Genomic DNA, 14,951 nt, shown 5'->3' with positions numbered 1-14,951 from the left:
GTCCTCAGGGGGTGGACGGGGTGGGTCCGGGCGTCACGCGCGGTCCCGGGGGCGGGCGGCGGGGTCCCGGTCGGCGGCGGACCTGGGCCCGGGAACCGCGCGGCCCGCGCCGGGATCGGCGAACGGGTCGGGCAGGCCGGTGAGTTCACGCAGGATCGCGAGGTTGTCGCGGGTCGCCGACCACAGCGGGCGCTGCCGGTCGTGGACGTCGGCCACCGCCGCCGGGTGGTCGGCGAGGACCGCGCGGGCCCGTTCCGCGAGCCGGGCTCCGAGGGCGCGCTCATGGACGGAGACGCCCCAGTCGGGCCGGTCGATGTCGGCCAGGAAGTAGGCCAGTTTGGGGTGCGAGACCAGGCTGATGACGGGGGTTCCGCAGCCGAAGGGGATCATCCCGGCGTGCCCGCGCATCCCGATCACCAGCCGGGTGCGCCGGTAGAGGTCGAGAACGGCGTCGTTGGTGAGCAGGTACAGGGGCTCCACGGGGAGCGTGAGGCCGTGCTCCCGGCGCAGGTCGTCGACGAAGCGCTCGTCGGCGGGCATGTGCGCGGCGTAACGGACCTCCACCGAAGCGGAGACGGCCCGGATCGCCGCGGCCATCTCCGCGAGGAAGTGGCCGTAGTCGTGGCCGAAGCGGAGCCCGGCCCGGTCGTAGGCGCAGTTGACGAGCACGGTGTCCTCGCGCTCCGCCGGTTCGGCGAGGCGGGGGTCGAGGTGGCGGGCGACCGTGGTGGGGCAGGGCTGGTAGCGCACCTTCGCGCGGAGCGACTCGGGCAGCAGTTCCCTGACCCGGGCGACGGAGCCGTGGTTGCGCAGTCCGAAGAACGCGGACCGCTCGACCAGGGCCCGCAGGGAGGCCGCGAACCGCTCGCGGCGGTAGCGCTGGCCGTCGAAGACGTTGTAGCCGACGGCGAAGACCGCCAGGGGTGCGGTGACGCGGGTGAGGACGTCGTCGGGGATGTTCCACTGCCAGCCGCTGTTGCCGTTGGGCGCGGTGTCGGGGAGGAAGAGCCCGCCGCCGCCCACGATCACCGCCCGGCGGGCGTTGAGGCGTTCGAGGGAGGCCTCGTCGACCAGCAGGTGCGCGTGCTGCTGGTGCCAGCGGTCCGGGCCGGTGTCGGCGGTGAAGCAGGCGCGGACCGCCTCGGGCAGCACCTTGTCGCCCGCGTTCTCCTCGCCCTCCGCGAACAGGGCGACATGGGCGAGCTGTTCGCCGGGCGGGGCACCGGCGGACTTCCGCCCGGCTGCGGCCGGCTCGGACGTACGGGCGAACCAGGCACGGCAGTTGGCGTCGGTCGGATCCGTTTCCAGGCCCGCGAGCGCATAGCCGCGGGCGTCCTCGGTGCGGCCGAGCAGCCAGGCCAGCCGGGCCAGTTGGCCGAAGGCGCGGGGCGCGAAGTCCGGTGACGCGGTCGCCAGGAGCAGGTGCGTCTCGGCCTCCTCGTACCGGGACAGCGCCATCAGGCAGACGCCGAGCGTCTCGTGGCAGCGCGGCAGGTCGGGGCGGCCCGCGACGGCCTCGCCCAGCAGGGCGACGGCCCGGTCGTGCCGGCCGCTCCCCCGGTGGATCTCGGCGAGCTGCCGGACCAGGTCGATCGGCGGCCGGCGCCCGCCGGGGAACGGGAGCGCGAGGTGCAGCAGCAGGTCGGGGTGTTTGGCGCCGGGAAGGGCGAGGAAGGCGGCCCGGAACTCCTCGTCGTCCAGATCGAAGCGGTCCCGGGCGGCCTGGGCGGGGGCGAGCCCGGTACGGGTCGCGGGAACGCCCGCGAAGTTCAGGACGACGACGTCCTCGGGGACCGGCAGGTCGTCGGTCAGCCGCAGCGCCCGGAAGTCGTCGCGGGGGTCCAGGGGTACGAGGAGGTCGTCCGGGACGTCCCCGGCGACGGGCGGCACCGGGCCGAGGTCCTGGCGCTGGATCACCAGCAGCCCGTCGTCGGGGACGCCGCCGCGCGGGTCCGGCGCGCCGTCGGGTCCGGGGCGAGGCACGGCGGCCACGCCCGTACGGAGTCTCAGCAGGGCTCCGAGCCGGCCGAGGACGACCATGGCGGGGGTGAGCGCGACCACGGTGTCGTACCCGTCGAGGCGGAACACGTCGTCGCGCCCTTCGGCCGGGCGCGGGATCAGCCGCGGGTGCAGCCGGCGGGCGGCCTCGAAGGCGTCGTCCGGCAGGCCGGGGTGCAGGACGACGACGTCCTCGCAGAGGGCCGGGTCGCTCAGCGCGAGACTGCGCAGGAGGGTGTGGAGACCGGGCAGTTCGTCCGCGCCGCCGAGGTGCGCGGCGAAGGCGATCCGGCGCTTGCCGGTGACGGCGCGGCGGTCGTCGGCGGCTGCGGTCGCCGTGGCCGTAGCGGTGGCGGTGGATGCGGCGCGGGACGCGGACACGGAGCCGGCCGTCGTCGAGGGGTCTGAGGTCGCCGAGAAGCCTGGCGTCGTGGAGGAGCCGGGTGTCGTCGAGGGGTCGGGGTGTGTCATGTCAGGGTGATCCTCACCGCGGTGTCGTCCGTGTTCGCGGTCCGTGTCGAGACCCATTCCCGTTCGCGCGGGGACAGGGCCGCCGGGTCCTCGAATCCGATGAGGTCCACCCGGGCCGGGGTGCCCAGGAAGTCGAGCAGCCGCAGCACGGTGTACGCGGTGCTCGCGGGTCCCGCGCCGCCGGGCTCCTCGCCCAGCAGCGCCGGGTCGTGCAGCGGGCGGCGCAGGGTGGCGTCGCCGACGCGGTCCTGGGCGCCGGGGACGAGCCGGCTGCGCAGGGCGAGCCGCCAGTGCGGGAGCGGGTCGCCGAAGACGAGCCGGGCGCCCGCCCGCCGGTCCCAGCGGGGGCCCATCCACGGGGTGTCGCCGCGCAGGGTGCAGGCGTGCAGGTCGGTGCGGGCGGCGGGGGCGGTGTGGCGCGGCTCGTCGCAGCGCACGACGAGGTCGTAGCCCCCGATCAGGGCGGCCAGCGGGCTGCCGGGCAGCCGCTCCTGCTCGGCGGTGCGCGGGGTGTCGGCGACCAGGCACACCGTGCGGCCCGCGACGAGCCGGCGCAGCCCGGGTACGCCGATGGGCTCGGCCCCGCCCAGCAGCGGGTCGCCCATCGGGTCGCGGTCCGAGAGGCGGCGGTGCTCGGCGTAGAGCGCGGCGAGCCGGCGCACCGCCGGGTCCCCGGCCCCGTGTTCGGCGGTCCGGAGCCGGACGAGGTCGGTGAAGGCGGCGCGGGCCTCGGCGGCGGGCAGGTGGCGCGAGAGGCGGGCCGCGGCGCGGGACGCCTCCGTGCCGGCCCCCGTCGGCTCCCGGAACAGCGCCAGCGCCTCGTCGATGCGGTCCCCGGCGGCGCGGAGGGTGGCGATCCGGCGTTCGACGTCGCGCGAGGCGGCGGTGTTCCGCTGGAGCGCGAGGTGACGTCCGTACGCGGTGATCGCCTCCTCGCCCCGGCCCAGCGCGTCCAGGGCGTTGCCGCGCAGCCGCCAGGCGCCCTTGGAGCGGGCGCGCAGGGTGGTCGCCTCGCCGGCGAGGGCCAGGGCGAGGCGGGCCTCGTCCTCGCCCCCGCTGTCCAGGGCCTGTTGTCCGGTCCGCAGCAGCGCGTCGAACGCGTCGGCGCCCGGCGTGGAGCACGCGGTGGTCAGGGCGCCGATCGACGCGATGAGCCGGGTGCGGCGGACGTCGGTGAGGGGGCCGGCGGCGGCGAGGGCGGCGAGGTGGTCGCCGCAGAGCCGCAGGGCGGCCAGGAGCGCCGGGTCCGGTCCGCCGCCGGGTCGCCCCTGGGCCGGTGTGCCCGGCCGTCCCGCTATCGCACGCACTGACGTGAGCAGCCCGGTGAGGGTCTGGCCCATGCTCGTTCCGCCGTTCTGTGAGTCGGGCTGTGGGTCGGACGCCGACCCGGGTCCGCGCCCCGGCCCCGGGTCAGAGGCCCAGGGTGCTGCGGGTGCGCCGTACGGTGCGGCGCAGCCGGACCGCCGCACCCCGGGGGCCGCCGCCGGGCAGGGTGAGGCTCTGGAGGCGGCGGCGCTTGAAGTAGTGCTGGGTCGTGGGGTCGAGCCGCTCCCGCAGCCAGTCCTCGGCGTCGGGGCGCAGCCCGGGGTTGAGCTTGGCCTGCATGCAGTAGCCGACGGTCCGCACCAGCGGGGCGAGGGTGTCCGGCGCGGTGCGCGGCAGCGGGGGGACGGCCCCGGGGCCCTGCGCGTCGAGGTCGGGCACCAGGTGGTCGGTGATCGTCAGCGGGACGCGGTTGCTGTTCTCGTACGGGGTGATCCGGTCGAGGACCAGGCGGGTGCCGACGCGGGCGACGGGGATGCCGTAGTAGGCGGCGGCGGTGAACATCGCGGTGGAGAAGCAGCCGACGACCAGGGTGGGCGCGCACCGCTCGTACAGCGTCTCCGCGAGCAGCGGGCCGTCCAGCGTGGTGAGCCGTACGCCGGCCTCGGCGGCGGCCTCGTCCAGGGCCCGGGAGTAGCTGGCCGGGGCGGTGGGGTGCGGCTTGAAGAGGATGGAGGTGTGCCCGGCGCGGGCGGCTCCGCGCAACATCCGCACGTGCAGGTCCTCTTCCTCTTCCGGGGTGAGGATGGTGAGGGCGGCGAGGTACTGGCCGAGGAGCATCGCGGTGGGGGCGGCGGCTTCGGCGGCGGCGAGCCCCTTGTCCCCGTCGGCGGCGGCGGCGATCTCGGCGAGGACGGCGCGGAAGGCGTCGTCGGGGACGAGTTCCGGTTCGACGCCGGCCTCGGCGAGGAGGAGCGGGCGCAGGCCGGTGACCAGGTCGAGGTGGAGGACGCGCCGGATGCGGCAGGCGATGGACTGGGGCAGCCGGTTGCGGGTGGGGCCGTAGCTCATCAGGCCGTCGGCGTACACGTGCACGGCGCTCTCGGAGAAGATCGCGGCGAGCGCGCGGGCCGGGTTGACCTGGATGGACTCCACGGCCAGGTCGACGGGGGCGTCGGGGGCGATGTCCCAGGCCAGGCGGAAGGCCCGCTGCCACAGGACGGTCTCCTCGGAACGGGGGCCCCAGCCGCTGGGGTGGTGCGGGCTGATCGCCTCGTTCCAGTCGACGACGGCGTCGAAGCGGGCGGCGAGGGAGCCGTAGCCGCGCATCTCCTCCAGGCGCAGGGCCGTCTCGGGGACGGCGGCGTTGTTGGAGACCAGCAGGACGCGGTGGCTGTCGATGGCGCGGCCGAACTGTCCGGCGTCGAGCGCGGCGGCGAGGGTGGCCGCCCCGTACAGGGTGGACACCTGGAAGATCTGGGTGCGCGGGGGCTTGCGTGGGGACGTGGCTACGGGCATGAGGTCAGGCGGCCTTCTGCTTGGTGCGCAGACGGCTGAGGAGCGTGCCGCGCTTGTCGTCGATCATCGTCAGGGTGCGGTCGAGCACGTCCTGCGGCATCCGGCCCAGCGCGGCGGCCGACTCGGAGCGCAGCCGCCGGGCGGTGGCGGGCTCGTAGTCGTCGGCCTTCTCGTTGTGGAAGGCGATCATCGCGCAGTAGGTGCGCACGGCCTTCGGCAGCAGGACGTCCGCGTCCCGGTCCGTGCGCAGCTGGTCGAGCAGCGTGTCGTAGGCGGGGAAGAAGTCGAGCTGGCGGGAGTCCTTGATCTGGGTCAGGGAGGTGGTGACCCCGCGCCGGTAGAAGATGCCGTACAGCCCGAGCGCCGCGTAGGTGCGGGCGCGCAGATGGAGCTGCCAGATCCACAGCCGGTCCTCGGCGGTGCGCAGTTCGGTGGTGAAGCGCTGGGCGCCGTCGGCGAAGAGCCGCCGGTGGTAGATCCCGGCCCAGACGAACGGGTAGTCGACCATGGTCTCGCGCTCGGGCGCCCCGATCCCGTCGCGGGGGTCCAGCAGGGTGTCCCGGAGGGGCGCGGGGGCGCGCCGCACGACCCGGGTGGTGCCGGTGGACTGGACGTGGTCGGTGCGGGCGAAGTCGCAGTCGAGGTCCTGGGCGGCGCGCACCATGCGGTCCAGATGGCCGGGGGCGTACCAGTCGTCGCCGTCGAGGAAGGTGAGGTAGTCGCCCTCGGCGGCGTCGATGCCGCTGTTGCGGGCGGCCGCGATGCCGACGTTCGTACCGTGCCGGATCACCCGGGCGCGCGGCAGCAGCTCGGCCCAGTGGTCGACGATGTCCTGCGTGCCGTCGGTGGACGCGTCATCGACCAGCAGGAACTCGATGTCCGGGTCCGCGTTGCGGGCCAGGCTGCCCAGCGTGGTCGGAGCATAGGGCGCGACATTGTGGAGCGGTACGACAACGGACAGTTTCGGCACGCGTGCCCTCGCCTTCGATCATGGTCCCGACAACCTAGTGAGACGGCGGGAGGATCGGGTGACGCCCGCCACGACAGCGGGTGAACTCTGCGCGTCCGCGGAATGACCGGGCACGCGTGCCGGAGAGCGCGTCGAACGAGAGGGCTTGACCTCGACTTTGCTTGAGGTTCTACGTTCTGAGGCATGAACTACTCACACGACGACGCAGGACTCGCCCGCCAGCCGATCGGCTACTGGAGCTGGGCCGCGCACGAGGCGACGGTCACCCACATCCGGTCCGCGCTGGCCGAACACGGACTCACCCAGCCTCCCTGGTGGGTGCTCAACCAACTGGAGGGCGCGGACGAGGAGGGGCGGGGCCGGGCCGAGCTGGTCACCATGCTCAGCGGCTACCTCGACACCGGGGCGGACGGCATGGAGGAAGCCGTCGGGAGCCTCCTCGAACGGGGGCTGGTCACCGAGGACTCCGGGGCCCGGCTGCGGATCACGGCCGAGGGACGGGCGCTGCGCGAGAAGGCGTACGCCCGTGTCACGCGGGCGAGCGCGGAGATCCACGAGGGCATCCCCGAGGCGGAGTTCGTCGCCGCGCTGAAGGTGCTCCAGCGGATGATCCACAACGTCGGGGGCAAGGCCTGGCACCACTGAGGGCGCCCGGCTCCCGTCCCGTACGCGCCTACACGCTGCTGAACGAGAGCTTGGCCGCGAACCCGAGGAACAGGACACCCGCCGCGGAAGTGGCCCCCGCCGACAGGCGCTTACGGCGCCGGAAGGCGGCGGCCAGGCGGGTGCCGCCGAAGATCAGCACCGAGAGGTACGCGAAGCTGGCGAGCTGGAGCAGCGTGCCGAGCACCAGGAACGACAGCGCCGGGTAGGCGTAGCCCGGGTCGACGAACTGGACGAAGAAGGAGATCAGGAACAGGATCGCCTTCGGGTTGACCAGGCTGACCACCAGGGCCCTGCGGTAGGGCCGCTCCACGGGGGCCGTCGCCCCGGAGGCTCCGGCCGCGTCAGCCGTCCCGGCGGCGTCCACCGTCTCCACGAGTTCGGCGGTACGCCGGTGCCGCTCGCGCCACAGGGACACGGCCGCCCGCAGCATCCCGATGGCCATCCAGGTCAGATAGGCCGCGCCCGCGTACTTGACGATCGCGAAGAGCAGGGGCGTGGTCTGGAGCAGGGACGCGGCGCCGAGCGCGGAGAGCGTCATCAGGATGGCGTCCCCGGTCCAGACGCCCGCGGCGGCCGTGTAGCCGGTGCGCACCCCGCGCCGGGCGGCGACGGAGAGCACGTACAGCGAGTTCGGCCCCGGCAGAAGAACGATCAGCGCCAGACCGGCGAGATAAGTCGGAAGATCGGTGACACCCAGCATGGACGGAGTCTCGCACGCCCGTACGGGGTGTCGTCCAGGGGGTTTCACCAGGCGATATCGCCGGTCCGGCGCCACGCGGGAGGGGGCGGGCCCGGCGGGCGGGACCCGGCCATGATCCACCGGGCGCCCCCTCGGGGGGGGGCTGGACGCGCGCCTTGCGTCCGGCGGAGTATGCGGGGACCGGGCCGTACGGGAATTCCGTACCGGAGGCACCGGCCGGCGGGCGATTCAGGGGGACCGGGCATGACGGGCACGGACAGCGGGTGGGACGGCCGGGGAGCGAGGGGCACGGGAGGGGCACGGGTCACCGGAGCGGCACCGGGGCAGGAATCGGGACCTGGACCGGAGCAGGGGCAGGAATCGGGACCTGGACCGGAGCAGGGGCAGGAATCGGGACCTGGACCGGAGCAGGGGCAGGGACCGGGGCCGGGGCCGGGACCGCAGCAGCGGCCGCCGGGTGCGGCCGAGGGGCGGCACGCGGGCGGAAGGGGCCAGGGGCGCCGTGTCGCCGCCGTTTCCCTGGTCGCGCTGGCCGCCCTCGCGACGGGATGCGAGCCCGGGACCGCCGAGGGGGCGCAGGACGTGCCGCCGCCGGTGCGGGCCACGCAGGCCGCCGCGCCGACCCCGAGCCCCTTCCTCACCGCCCCGGCCCCCGTGACCGAGGACGCGAAGCCCGCCACCGCACCGCCGCCCAGCCCGCCGTCCTCCACCGCCGCCCCGGCCCCGACGACGGCCCGGCCGGCCCCGGAGCCGAGCACCGCACCGCCGCCGCGCGCCCTGATGCGTACGGGGTCCGAGAGCGACCAGGTGCGGGAACTCCAGGCCCGGCTCCGCCAGATCGGCCACTTCGGGCGCAATCCCACCGGCTACTACGGCTCCGTCACCGCCGACTCCGTACGGTCCTTTCAGGCCAAGCGGCGGCTGCCGGTCACCGGAAGCACCGACGCGGTCACCTGGCAGCGGCTGCTGGCGATGACCCGGGTGCCGACCGCCGCCGAGCTGGACCCGCCGACCGAGCGGCCGGTGGCCGCTCCGGACGAACGGTGCCTGAAGGGCCGGGTCCTGTGCATCAGCAAGAAGAGCCGGACCCTGGCGTGGATGAACGACGGCGAGGTCGTCTCCGCGATGGACGTGCGGTTCGGCTCGGAGTACACGCCCACCCGGGAGGGCGTGTTCGAGGTGTTCTGGAAGTCCCGCGACCACGTGTCGACGCTCTACGACACCCCGATGCCGTACGCCCTGTTCTTCAGCGGCGGCCAGGCGGTCCACTACTCCGCCGACTTCGCGGCCAACGGTTACGGCGGCGCCTCGCACGGCTGCGTCAACGTGCGGGACAAGAAGAAGGTCGCGGCCCTGTTCGACCAGGTGAAGAACGGCGACAAGGTCGTCGTCTCCTGGTGATCCGGAACGGATGGCCCGCTGCCGGCCGGTGATCCGGCGTACGGCGGACGAGGGAGGAGAGGGCGCGGGCGGGACCGGGGGAACGTGTCCCGCCCGCGCCGATGCGCTGAGCCGAAGGTACGGGGGGAACCCCGGCTCGTTGCGCGGCCGATGACCAGTCGGCTCACTCTCTACTGCGCCCGGCCTCCGAAAAACGTCACACCTGACCGCCGGGGCCGCGCACGGGGAGCGCGGAACCGCAGGTCAGCGGGGGGTTCAGGCCGTCAACGGGTGGGTCCGTTCACCAGCGAGCGGTTCAGGTCAACAGCAGGTGGTTCCGGCCATCGGCGAACCGGCCGGACCGCCGGGCGGGCGGGCGAGGCACGACCGTCAGCGGGCGAACGCGGAGTCCGCGTCGGAGGTCTTCGGGAGCGGTGGGACCCCGGTGTCCGTCCCGGCCTTCGCCTCCGGGGCCACGCCGGAGCGCGGAACGGGGTGGAAGGAGACGGGCGGCAAGCCGCCGTTGCCGTCGCCCGGCCCGCCCTGATCGTCGTCGTCGTCATCGTCGTCGTCGCCACCGCCACCGGAGCCGCCGTTGCCACCGCTTCCGCCGTCCTCGTCGAGGAGGCGGCCGCAGAAGCGCTCCAGGTTCTTCTCGCCCTTCGCGAACCGGATCAGCCGCTGTCGGCTCCGGTCGTCCAGGGTCCCGTCGCGGAAGGCCTTGCAGGCCTTGACGGACTGCTCGTACCAGTTGCCGGAATCCGTGTCGTCGCCGGAGCCGCCGGGCCGTTCGTCCTGGCCGTCACCGCCCCCGGACGTCTCCTCGCGACCCTCGCCGCCCGGCTGGTCCGGGCTGCCCGGGCGGTCCCCGCCGGGCTCCCGGTCGGTGTCGCCGGTTCGCGCCCCGTCGGGCTTCTCGGAACCGTCGGACTCCCGGGTGGCGGGCGAGGAGTGGGCCTCCGGCTCGTCGGGCGAGGACGGGTCCGCCGGGGACGACGGGTGCTCGGCGGCCCCGCCGGAGATCAGCGGCCCCGGGGTCGCGGCGGCCGATACGGAGGTGGCCGGCACGGGCGAACCCTGCCCGCCGAAGGTCCCGGTGAACACGCCCGTACCGGCGGCGACCGCCACCCCGCCGAGCGCACAGCCCGCCAGCGAGGCGACCAGACCGAAGCGGACCGGCCTGCTCCAGCGCGGGCGGCGGACCGGGGTGTCGGGGGCGGCGCCGATGTGGACGGCGTGCAGCAGACCGGGCCGGCCGGGGACGGCCGCGCCCGCGGCACGGCCCGCGAGCCGGTCCACGCCGTCGCCGTGGCCGGCCTGCCGGAACGCGGCCAGGACCGCGCTCTCGCCGGGGAGTTCACCTGCCGGAGGCCGCAGCTCCGCACGGGCGGCGCCGAGCGCTTCGGAGAGCCGGATGGCGTCGGTGCGGGCCTCGTCGCCGACGGGGACGACCGGTTCGCCGCGGAGCAATCTCTCCGCCGCGTCCTTGTCAAGCCACTCGTAGTGCTCGTCGGCCATCACATGTCCTTCTGCGTCCACGGTCGCAAATGCGTCACACCGGGAGTGACTCCGGCGGGCGCCGCCGGACCGCCCCGCCCGGGGCGCTGCGCGGGCACGGCGCCGAGCCCGGCGCCACCGCCCGCCTCCTGTCCCGCGCCGTCGTCGGCGCCCTGAGCAGGGACCGGGGCCGAGGCAGGAGCCGGAGCCTGAATCGGAGCCGGGGCCGGGGCCGGAATCGGGTCCGGGGCAGGAGCCGGGGCGTCGTCCGCGGAGGCGCCGTCCACGGGGAACGCGTCGCCGGCGCGGTTCGTCCCGGGATGCTCCGCGCCGAGGAGTTCGGCCAGTCGCTTGAGGCCGCGGTGGGCGGCGGTGCGTACGGCGCCGGGCCGCTTGCCCAGGGTCTGCGCCGCGCTCTTCGCGTCAAGCCCGACGACCACCCGGAGCACGACGGCCTCGGCCTGGTCCTGCGGCAGCTGGGCGATGAGGGACATGGTGCGGTCGGTGTCCAGCGCCTCGATGGCGTCGCCCGCGGTGTCGGATTCGGCGGCCCGCGTGGTCAGCTCGGTCTCGTCGCCGCCGATCGCGGGGCGGCGGCTGCGCATCCGGAGGTGGTCCAGCGAGCGGTTGCGCGCGATCCGGGCGGCCCAGCCCCGGAACCGGTCGGCGTCACCGCTGAAGCGGCCGAGGTCGCGCGCGATCTGCAGCCACGCCTCGGACGCCACGTCCTCGGCGTCCGGCTCCCCGACCAGCGTCCGTATGTAGCCCAGCAACCGTGGCTGCACCGCGCGGTACACAGCACGGAAGGCGTCCTCGTCCCCGTCCTGTGCCGCGAGCACCGCGGCAGTCAGCTCCGCGTCGTCCCCCAGCACTCCCTCAACCCGCTCTGCCGTCCTCGATCGCAGCTGGTCAACTGCTGCGCAACCCTGCGCGAACCAGCACGCTACGTGCTCGGCGGGGGCCACGTCCATGACTTGTACAACCCGCAACAATTCGTCGGCCGGTCCCCGGTGTGACAGAAAACGCAGTCATGGCGCTGAGATGAGTACGGGGTCGTGCTGCGACCCCGTGGAAGACGGCCGGGGCCTCTCCTGTGGGGGGTGGCGGCCCCGGTCGTCGCTCCAGCCTTCTCCCCCGGCGTTCAGGCTCCCGGTGCTTTCATGAGGTGCGGTCTCACGCGTCGCGGGTCCGGCCGGTGTTGCCGCGGGGCAGCGTGAGGACCATGGTGAGACCGCCCCCGGGCGTGTCCTCGGCGGTGAGGGTGGCCCGTATCGCCTCGGTGAAGCCCCGTGCGACGGCCAGGCCGAGCCCGACACCCGCGCCCCTCGGGGCGTCGCCGAGTCGCTGGAACGGCTCGAATATGTGCTCCTTGGCCGTGTCGGGGACGCCGGGGCCGCGGTCGACGACGCGGAGTTCGACGCGGTCGCGCAGTGTGCTGGCGGAGACGAGCACGGGCCGGTCCTCGGGGCTGTACTTGACGGCGTTCTCGACGATGTTGGCGACGATGCGTTCCAGCAGCCCGCGGTCGACGGCGACCATGGGCAGCGTCTCCGGGATGTCCAGCTCCACGCTCCCGTCCGGGACGCCGCCCAGCGCCATGGGGACGACTTCGTCCAGGTCCGTCTCCCGGATCAGCGGGACCACGGTGCCCGTGTTCAGGCGGGACATGTCCAGGAGGTTGCCGATCAGGGCCGAGAGCCGGTCGGCGCCGTCCTCGATCCCTTCGAGCAGGGCCTCGCGGTCGGTCTCCGACCAGGCGACGTCGCGGGAGCGCAGCGAGGTGACCGAGGCCTTGATGCCGGCGAGCGGGGTGCGCAGGTCGTGGCTGACGGCGGCGAGGAGGGCGGTGCGGAAGCGGTCGCCCTCGGCGAGTTTGCGCGCCTCCTCGGCCTGGTCGACCAGGCGCCGGCGGTCCAGCGCCACGGCTGCCTGGGCGGCGAAGGCTCCCAGGACCCGGCGGTCCTCGGCGGGCAGCGCCCGGCCGCTCAGGACCAGTGCCAGGTTCTCCCCCACCGGTATGTCGACGTCGGCGTCCTCTGGGCGTTCGACGGGGCGGGTGCCGACCGCCGCCGTACAGGACCAGGGTTCGACCTCGGCCGTCCGCTCCAGGAGGGCGACGGAGTCCATGGCGAAGGTCTCGCGGACCCTCTCCAGCAGGGCGTCCAGGGCGGTCTCGCCGCGCAGGACGCTGCCCGCGAGGAAGGAGAGGATCTCCGACTCGGCGCGCAGCCGGGCCGCCTGGTGGGTGCGGCGGGCCGCCAGGTCGACGACGGAGGCGACGGACACGGCCACCCCGACGAAGATCACGATGGCGACGATGTTCTTGGGATCGGCGATCGTGAACCGGCCCAGGGGCGGGGTGAAGTAGTAGTTCAGCAGCAGGGAGCCGAAGGCCGCCGAGGCGAGGGCGGGCAGCATGCCGCCGAGCAGGGCGGCAGCGACGGTGGCGGTGAGGAACAGCAGCATGTCGTTGGCGAGCCCGAGGTCCGGGACGACGGTGCTGAGCAGCAGGGCGAGGAGGGCGGGCCCGGTGACGCCGACGAGCCAGCCCCAGACGACGCGGGCGCGGCCGAGCCGGGCGCCGCGGCCCACGGGCAGGCCGCGGCCCTTGGCGACGGAGTCGTGGGTGACCATGTGGACGTCCAGGTCCGGACCGGACTCGCGGGCGACGGTGGCGCTGACGCCGGGCCCGAACGCGTACTGCCAGGTCTTGCGCCGGCTGACGCCGAGGACGATCTGGGTGGCGTTGACCCCGCGGGCGAACTCCAGCAGGGCCGAGGGCACGTCGTCGCCGATGACGTGGTGGAAGGTGCCGCCGAGGTCCTCGACCAGGGTGCGCTGGACGGCCAGTTCCTTGGGCGACACCGCCTTCAGCCCGTCGCTCGCCGCGATGTAGACGGCCAGCACCTCGCCGCCGGCCCCCTTCTCCGCGAGGCGGGAGGCGCGGCGGATGAGGGTGCGGCCCTCGGGTCCGCCGGTCAGTCCGACGACGATGCGTTCGCGGGCCTGCCAGGTGGTGCGGATGTTGTGCTCGCCCCGGTACTGCTGGAGGTACTCGTCGACCCGGTCGGCGACCCAGAGCAGGGCCAGCTCGCGCAGGGCGGTGAGGTTGCCGGGACGGAAGTAGTTCGAGAGGGCAGCGTCCATCTTGTCGGGCTGGTAGATGTTCCCGTGCGCCATCCGGCGGCGCAGCGCCTGGGGCGACATGTCGACCAGCTCGATCTGGTCGGCCCGGCGGACCACCTCGTCGGGGACGGTCTCGCGCTGCCGGACCCCGGTGATCGACTCCACCACGTCGCCCAGCGACTCCAGGTGCTGGATGTTGACCGTCGATATGACGTCGATCCCGGCCCTGAGCAACTCCTCGACGTCCTGCCAGCGCTTGGCGTTGCGCGAACCGGGGACGTTGGTGTGGGCCAGCTCGTCGACCAGGGCCACGGCCGGGGCACGCTCCAGCACCGCGTCCACATCCATCTCCGTGAACACCGAGCCCCGGTACTCCAGCTCCCGGCGCGGCAGGAGCTCCAGACCGTGGAGCATCACCTCGGTCCGCGGCCTGTTGTGGTGCTCCACGAATCCGATGACCGCGTCGGTGCCCCGCTCCACCCGCCGGTGGGCTTCCGAGAGCATCGCGTACGTCTTGCCGACGCCCGGCGCCGCGCCCAGGTAGATCCGCAGCTTTCCGCGTCCCATGATGACTTCTCGTTCTTCCGTGGTGGATGGGGCGTCAGGGCTCGAAGCGGTAGCCCATGCCCGGTTCGGTGATCAGATACCGGGGGTGGGCGGGGTCCGCTTCGAGCTTGCGCCGCAGCTGGGCCATGTAGACCCGCAGGTAGTTGGTGTTCTCCGCGTAGGTGGGCCCCCAGACCTCCCGCAGGAGCGCGCGCTGGGACACCAGGCGGCCGGGGCTGGTGACCAGGATTTCGAGGAGATGCCATTCGGTCGGGGTCAGCCGGACGGTGCCGGAGTCGCGCTGGACCTTCTTCGCCGCCAGGTCGATGGTGAAGCCGTCCGTGGTGACGACGGTCGGTTCCGGCGTCTCGGCGGTCGCCTGCCGCCGCCGGGTGGCCGCGCGCAGCCGGGCCAGCAGTTCGTCCATGCTGAAGGGCTTGGTCACGTAGTCGTCGGCCCCGGCGTCCAGGGCCCGCACCTTGTCCTCGGACATGTGGCGGGCGGACAGGACGAGGATCGGCACCCGGCTCCAGCCCCGGATCATCGTGATCAGCTCGACGCCGTCCATGTCCGGCAGGCCGAGGTCCAGCACGATGACGTCCGGCTTGCAGGTCGCGGCGAGCCGGAGGGCGGAACCGCCGTCGGAAGCCTCCTCGACGTCGTAGCTGCGGGCCTGGAGGTTGATCTTGAGGGCGCGGACCAGCTGCACATCGTCTTCCACCACGAGCACCCGGGGCATGGGCTGTGCACTCTCTCCTTGGTTGTGGGGTAACCGGACACCGGTGGGGTGCGGAGGTTCCGTACCCCACCGGTGTC

Annotated in this window: 11 protein-coding genes; 2 read left to right on the top strand and 9 right to left on the bottom strand. The window is 74.1% G+C overall.

The features are described 5' to 3' along the window. Positions 1 to 33 precede the first annotated feature (33 nt). From OG245_RS23875 to OG245_RS23860, 4 genes are all read right to left on the bottom strand, one after another. Positions 34 to 2,469, bottom strand: a complete 2,436-nt coding sequence (locus OG245_RS23875) for a polysaccharide pyruvyl transferase family protein (protein ID WP_371625495.1) — start codon at positions 2,467 to 2,469, stop codon at positions 34 to 36. After that, the gene (locus OG245_RS23870) at positions 2,466 to 3,809 is read right to left on the bottom strand and encodes a hypothetical protein (RefSeq protein WP_371625494.1); all 1,344 of its coding nucleotides are present in this window, start codon (positions 3,807 to 3,809) and stop codon (positions 2,466 to 2,468) included. Before OG245_RS23870 ends, OG245_RS23875 begins: the two co-directional genes overlap by 4 nt. Before the next feature lie 70 nt (positions 3,810 to 3,879). Next, positions 3,880 to 5,250, bottom strand: a complete 1,371-nt coding sequence (locus OG245_RS23865; RefSeq protein ID WP_371625493.1) for a polysialyltransferase family glycosyltransferase — start codon at positions 5,248 to 5,250, stop codon at positions 3,880 to 3,882. Positions 5,251 to 5,254: 4 nt separating this feature from the next. Further along, positions 5,255 to 6,220 carry a glycosyltransferase family 2 protein gene (locus tag OG245_RS23860; RefSeq protein ID WP_371625492.1) on the bottom strand — a complete coding sequence of 322 codons (966 nt, stop codon included), beginning with the start codon at positions 6,218 to 6,220 and terminating at the stop codon, positions 5,255 to 5,257. A 183-nt stretch (positions 6,221 to 6,403) separates the two neighbouring features. Here OG245_RS23860 and OG245_RS23855 point away from each other — a divergent pair, with 183 nt between their 5' ends. Further along, the gene (locus OG245_RS23855) at positions 6,404 to 6,865 is read left to right on the top strand and encodes a MarR family winged helix-turn-helix transcriptional regulator (RefSeq protein WP_371625491.1); all 462 of its coding nucleotides are present in this window, start codon (positions 6,404 to 6,406) and stop codon (positions 6,863 to 6,865) included. Positions 6,866 to 6,893: 28 nt separating this feature from the next. Here the strand turns inward: OG245_RS23855 and leuE are convergent, their stop codons facing one another. Next, positions 6,894 to 7,586 carry a leucine efflux protein LeuE gene (leuE, locus tag OG245_RS23850; RefSeq protein WP_371625490.1) on the bottom strand — a complete coding sequence of 231 codons (693 nt, stop codon included), beginning with the start codon at positions 7,584 to 7,586 and terminating at the stop codon, positions 6,894 to 6,896. Positions 7,587 to 7,829: 243 nt separating this feature from the next. Here leuE and OG245_RS23845 point away from each other — a divergent pair, with 243 nt between their 5' ends. Beyond that, positions 7,830 to 8,987, top strand: coding sequence for a L,D-transpeptidase family protein (locus OG245_RS23845; RefSeq protein ID WP_371625489.1), 1,158 nt, complete (start codon positions 7,830 to 7,832; stop codon positions 8,985 to 8,987). 369 nt (positions 8,988 to 9,356) lie between these two features. Here the strand turns inward: OG245_RS23845 and OG245_RS23840 are convergent, their stop codons facing one another. The 4 genes from OG245_RS23840 to OG245_RS23825 form a co-directional block, all read right to left on the bottom strand. Further along, positions 9,357 to 10,484, bottom strand: coding sequence for a hypothetical protein (locus OG245_RS23840; protein WP_371625488.1), 1,128 nt, complete (start codon positions 10,482 to 10,484; stop codon positions 9,357 to 9,359). Beyond that, on the bottom strand, positions 10,484 to 11,335 hold the full coding sequence (locus OG245_RS23835; protein WP_371625487.1) for an RNA polymerase sigma factor: 852 nt from the start codon (positions 11,333 to 11,335) through the stop codon (positions 10,484 to 10,486). The genes OG245_RS23840 and OG245_RS23835 overlap by 1 nt, the downstream gene beginning before the upstream one ends. 301 nt (positions 11,336 to 11,636) lie before the next feature. Beyond that, positions 11,637 to 14,156: a DUF4118 domain-containing protein gene (locus tag OG245_RS23830; RefSeq protein WP_371625486.1), complete on the bottom strand. Its 2,520-nt coding sequence runs from the start codon at positions 14,154 to 14,156 to the stop codon at positions 11,637 to 11,639. A gap of 34 nt (positions 14,157 to 14,190) precedes the next feature. Next, on the bottom strand, positions 14,191 to 14,874 hold the full coding sequence (locus tag OG245_RS23825) for a response regulator (protein WP_371625485.1): 684 nt from the start codon (positions 14,872 to 14,874) through the stop codon (positions 14,191 to 14,193). Between the last annotated feature and the right edge of the window lie 77 nt (positions 14,875 to 14,951).

This window comes from Streptomyces sp. NBC_01116 (assembly GCF_041435495.1).
Taxonomy (GTDB): Bacteria; Actinomycetota; Actinomycetes; order Streptomycetales; family Streptomycetaceae; genus Streptomyces.
The sequence above is the reverse complement of the archived record's forward strand: the minus strand, read 5'-3'. Positions and strand labels throughout refer to the sequence as shown.

Bases quoted from the DNA above. Each gene is read 5' to 3' on its own strand.
- OG245_RS23855 (WP_371625491.1), top strand. From the start codon at position 6,404: ATGAACTACTCACACGACGACGCAGGACTCGCCCGCCAGCCGATCGGC.
- OG245_RS23865 (WP_371625493.1), bottom strand. From the start codon at position 5,250: ATGCCCGTAGCCACGTCCCCACGCAAGCCCCCGCGCACCCAGATCTTC.
- OG245_RS23825 (WP_371625485.1), bottom strand. From the start codon at position 14,874: ATGCCCCGGGTGCTCGTGGTGGAAGACGATGTGCAGCTGGTCCGCGCC.
- OG245_RS23845 (WP_371625489.1), top strand. From the start codon at position 7,830: ATGACGGGCACGGACAGCGGGTGGGACGGCCGGGGAGCGAGGGGCACG.
- leuE (WP_371625490.1), bottom strand. From the start codon at position 7,586: ATGCTGGGTGTCACCGATCTTCCGACTTATCTCGCCGGTCTGGCGCTG.
- OG245_RS23870 (WP_371625494.1), bottom strand. From the start codon at position 3,809: ATGGGCCAGACCCTCACCGGGCTGCTCACGTCAGTGCGTGCGATAGCG.
- OG245_RS23875 (WP_371625495.1), bottom strand. From the start codon at position 2,469: ATGACACACCCCGACCCCTCGACGACACCCGGCTCCTCCACGACGCCA.
- OG245_RS23840 (WP_371625488.1), bottom strand. From the start codon at position 10,484: ATGGCCGACGAGCACTACGAGTGGCTTGACAAGGACGCGGCGGAGAGA.
- OG245_RS23830 (WP_371625486.1), bottom strand. From the start codon at position 14,156: ATGGGACGCGGAAAGCTGCGGATCTACCTGGGCGCGGCGCCGGGCGTC.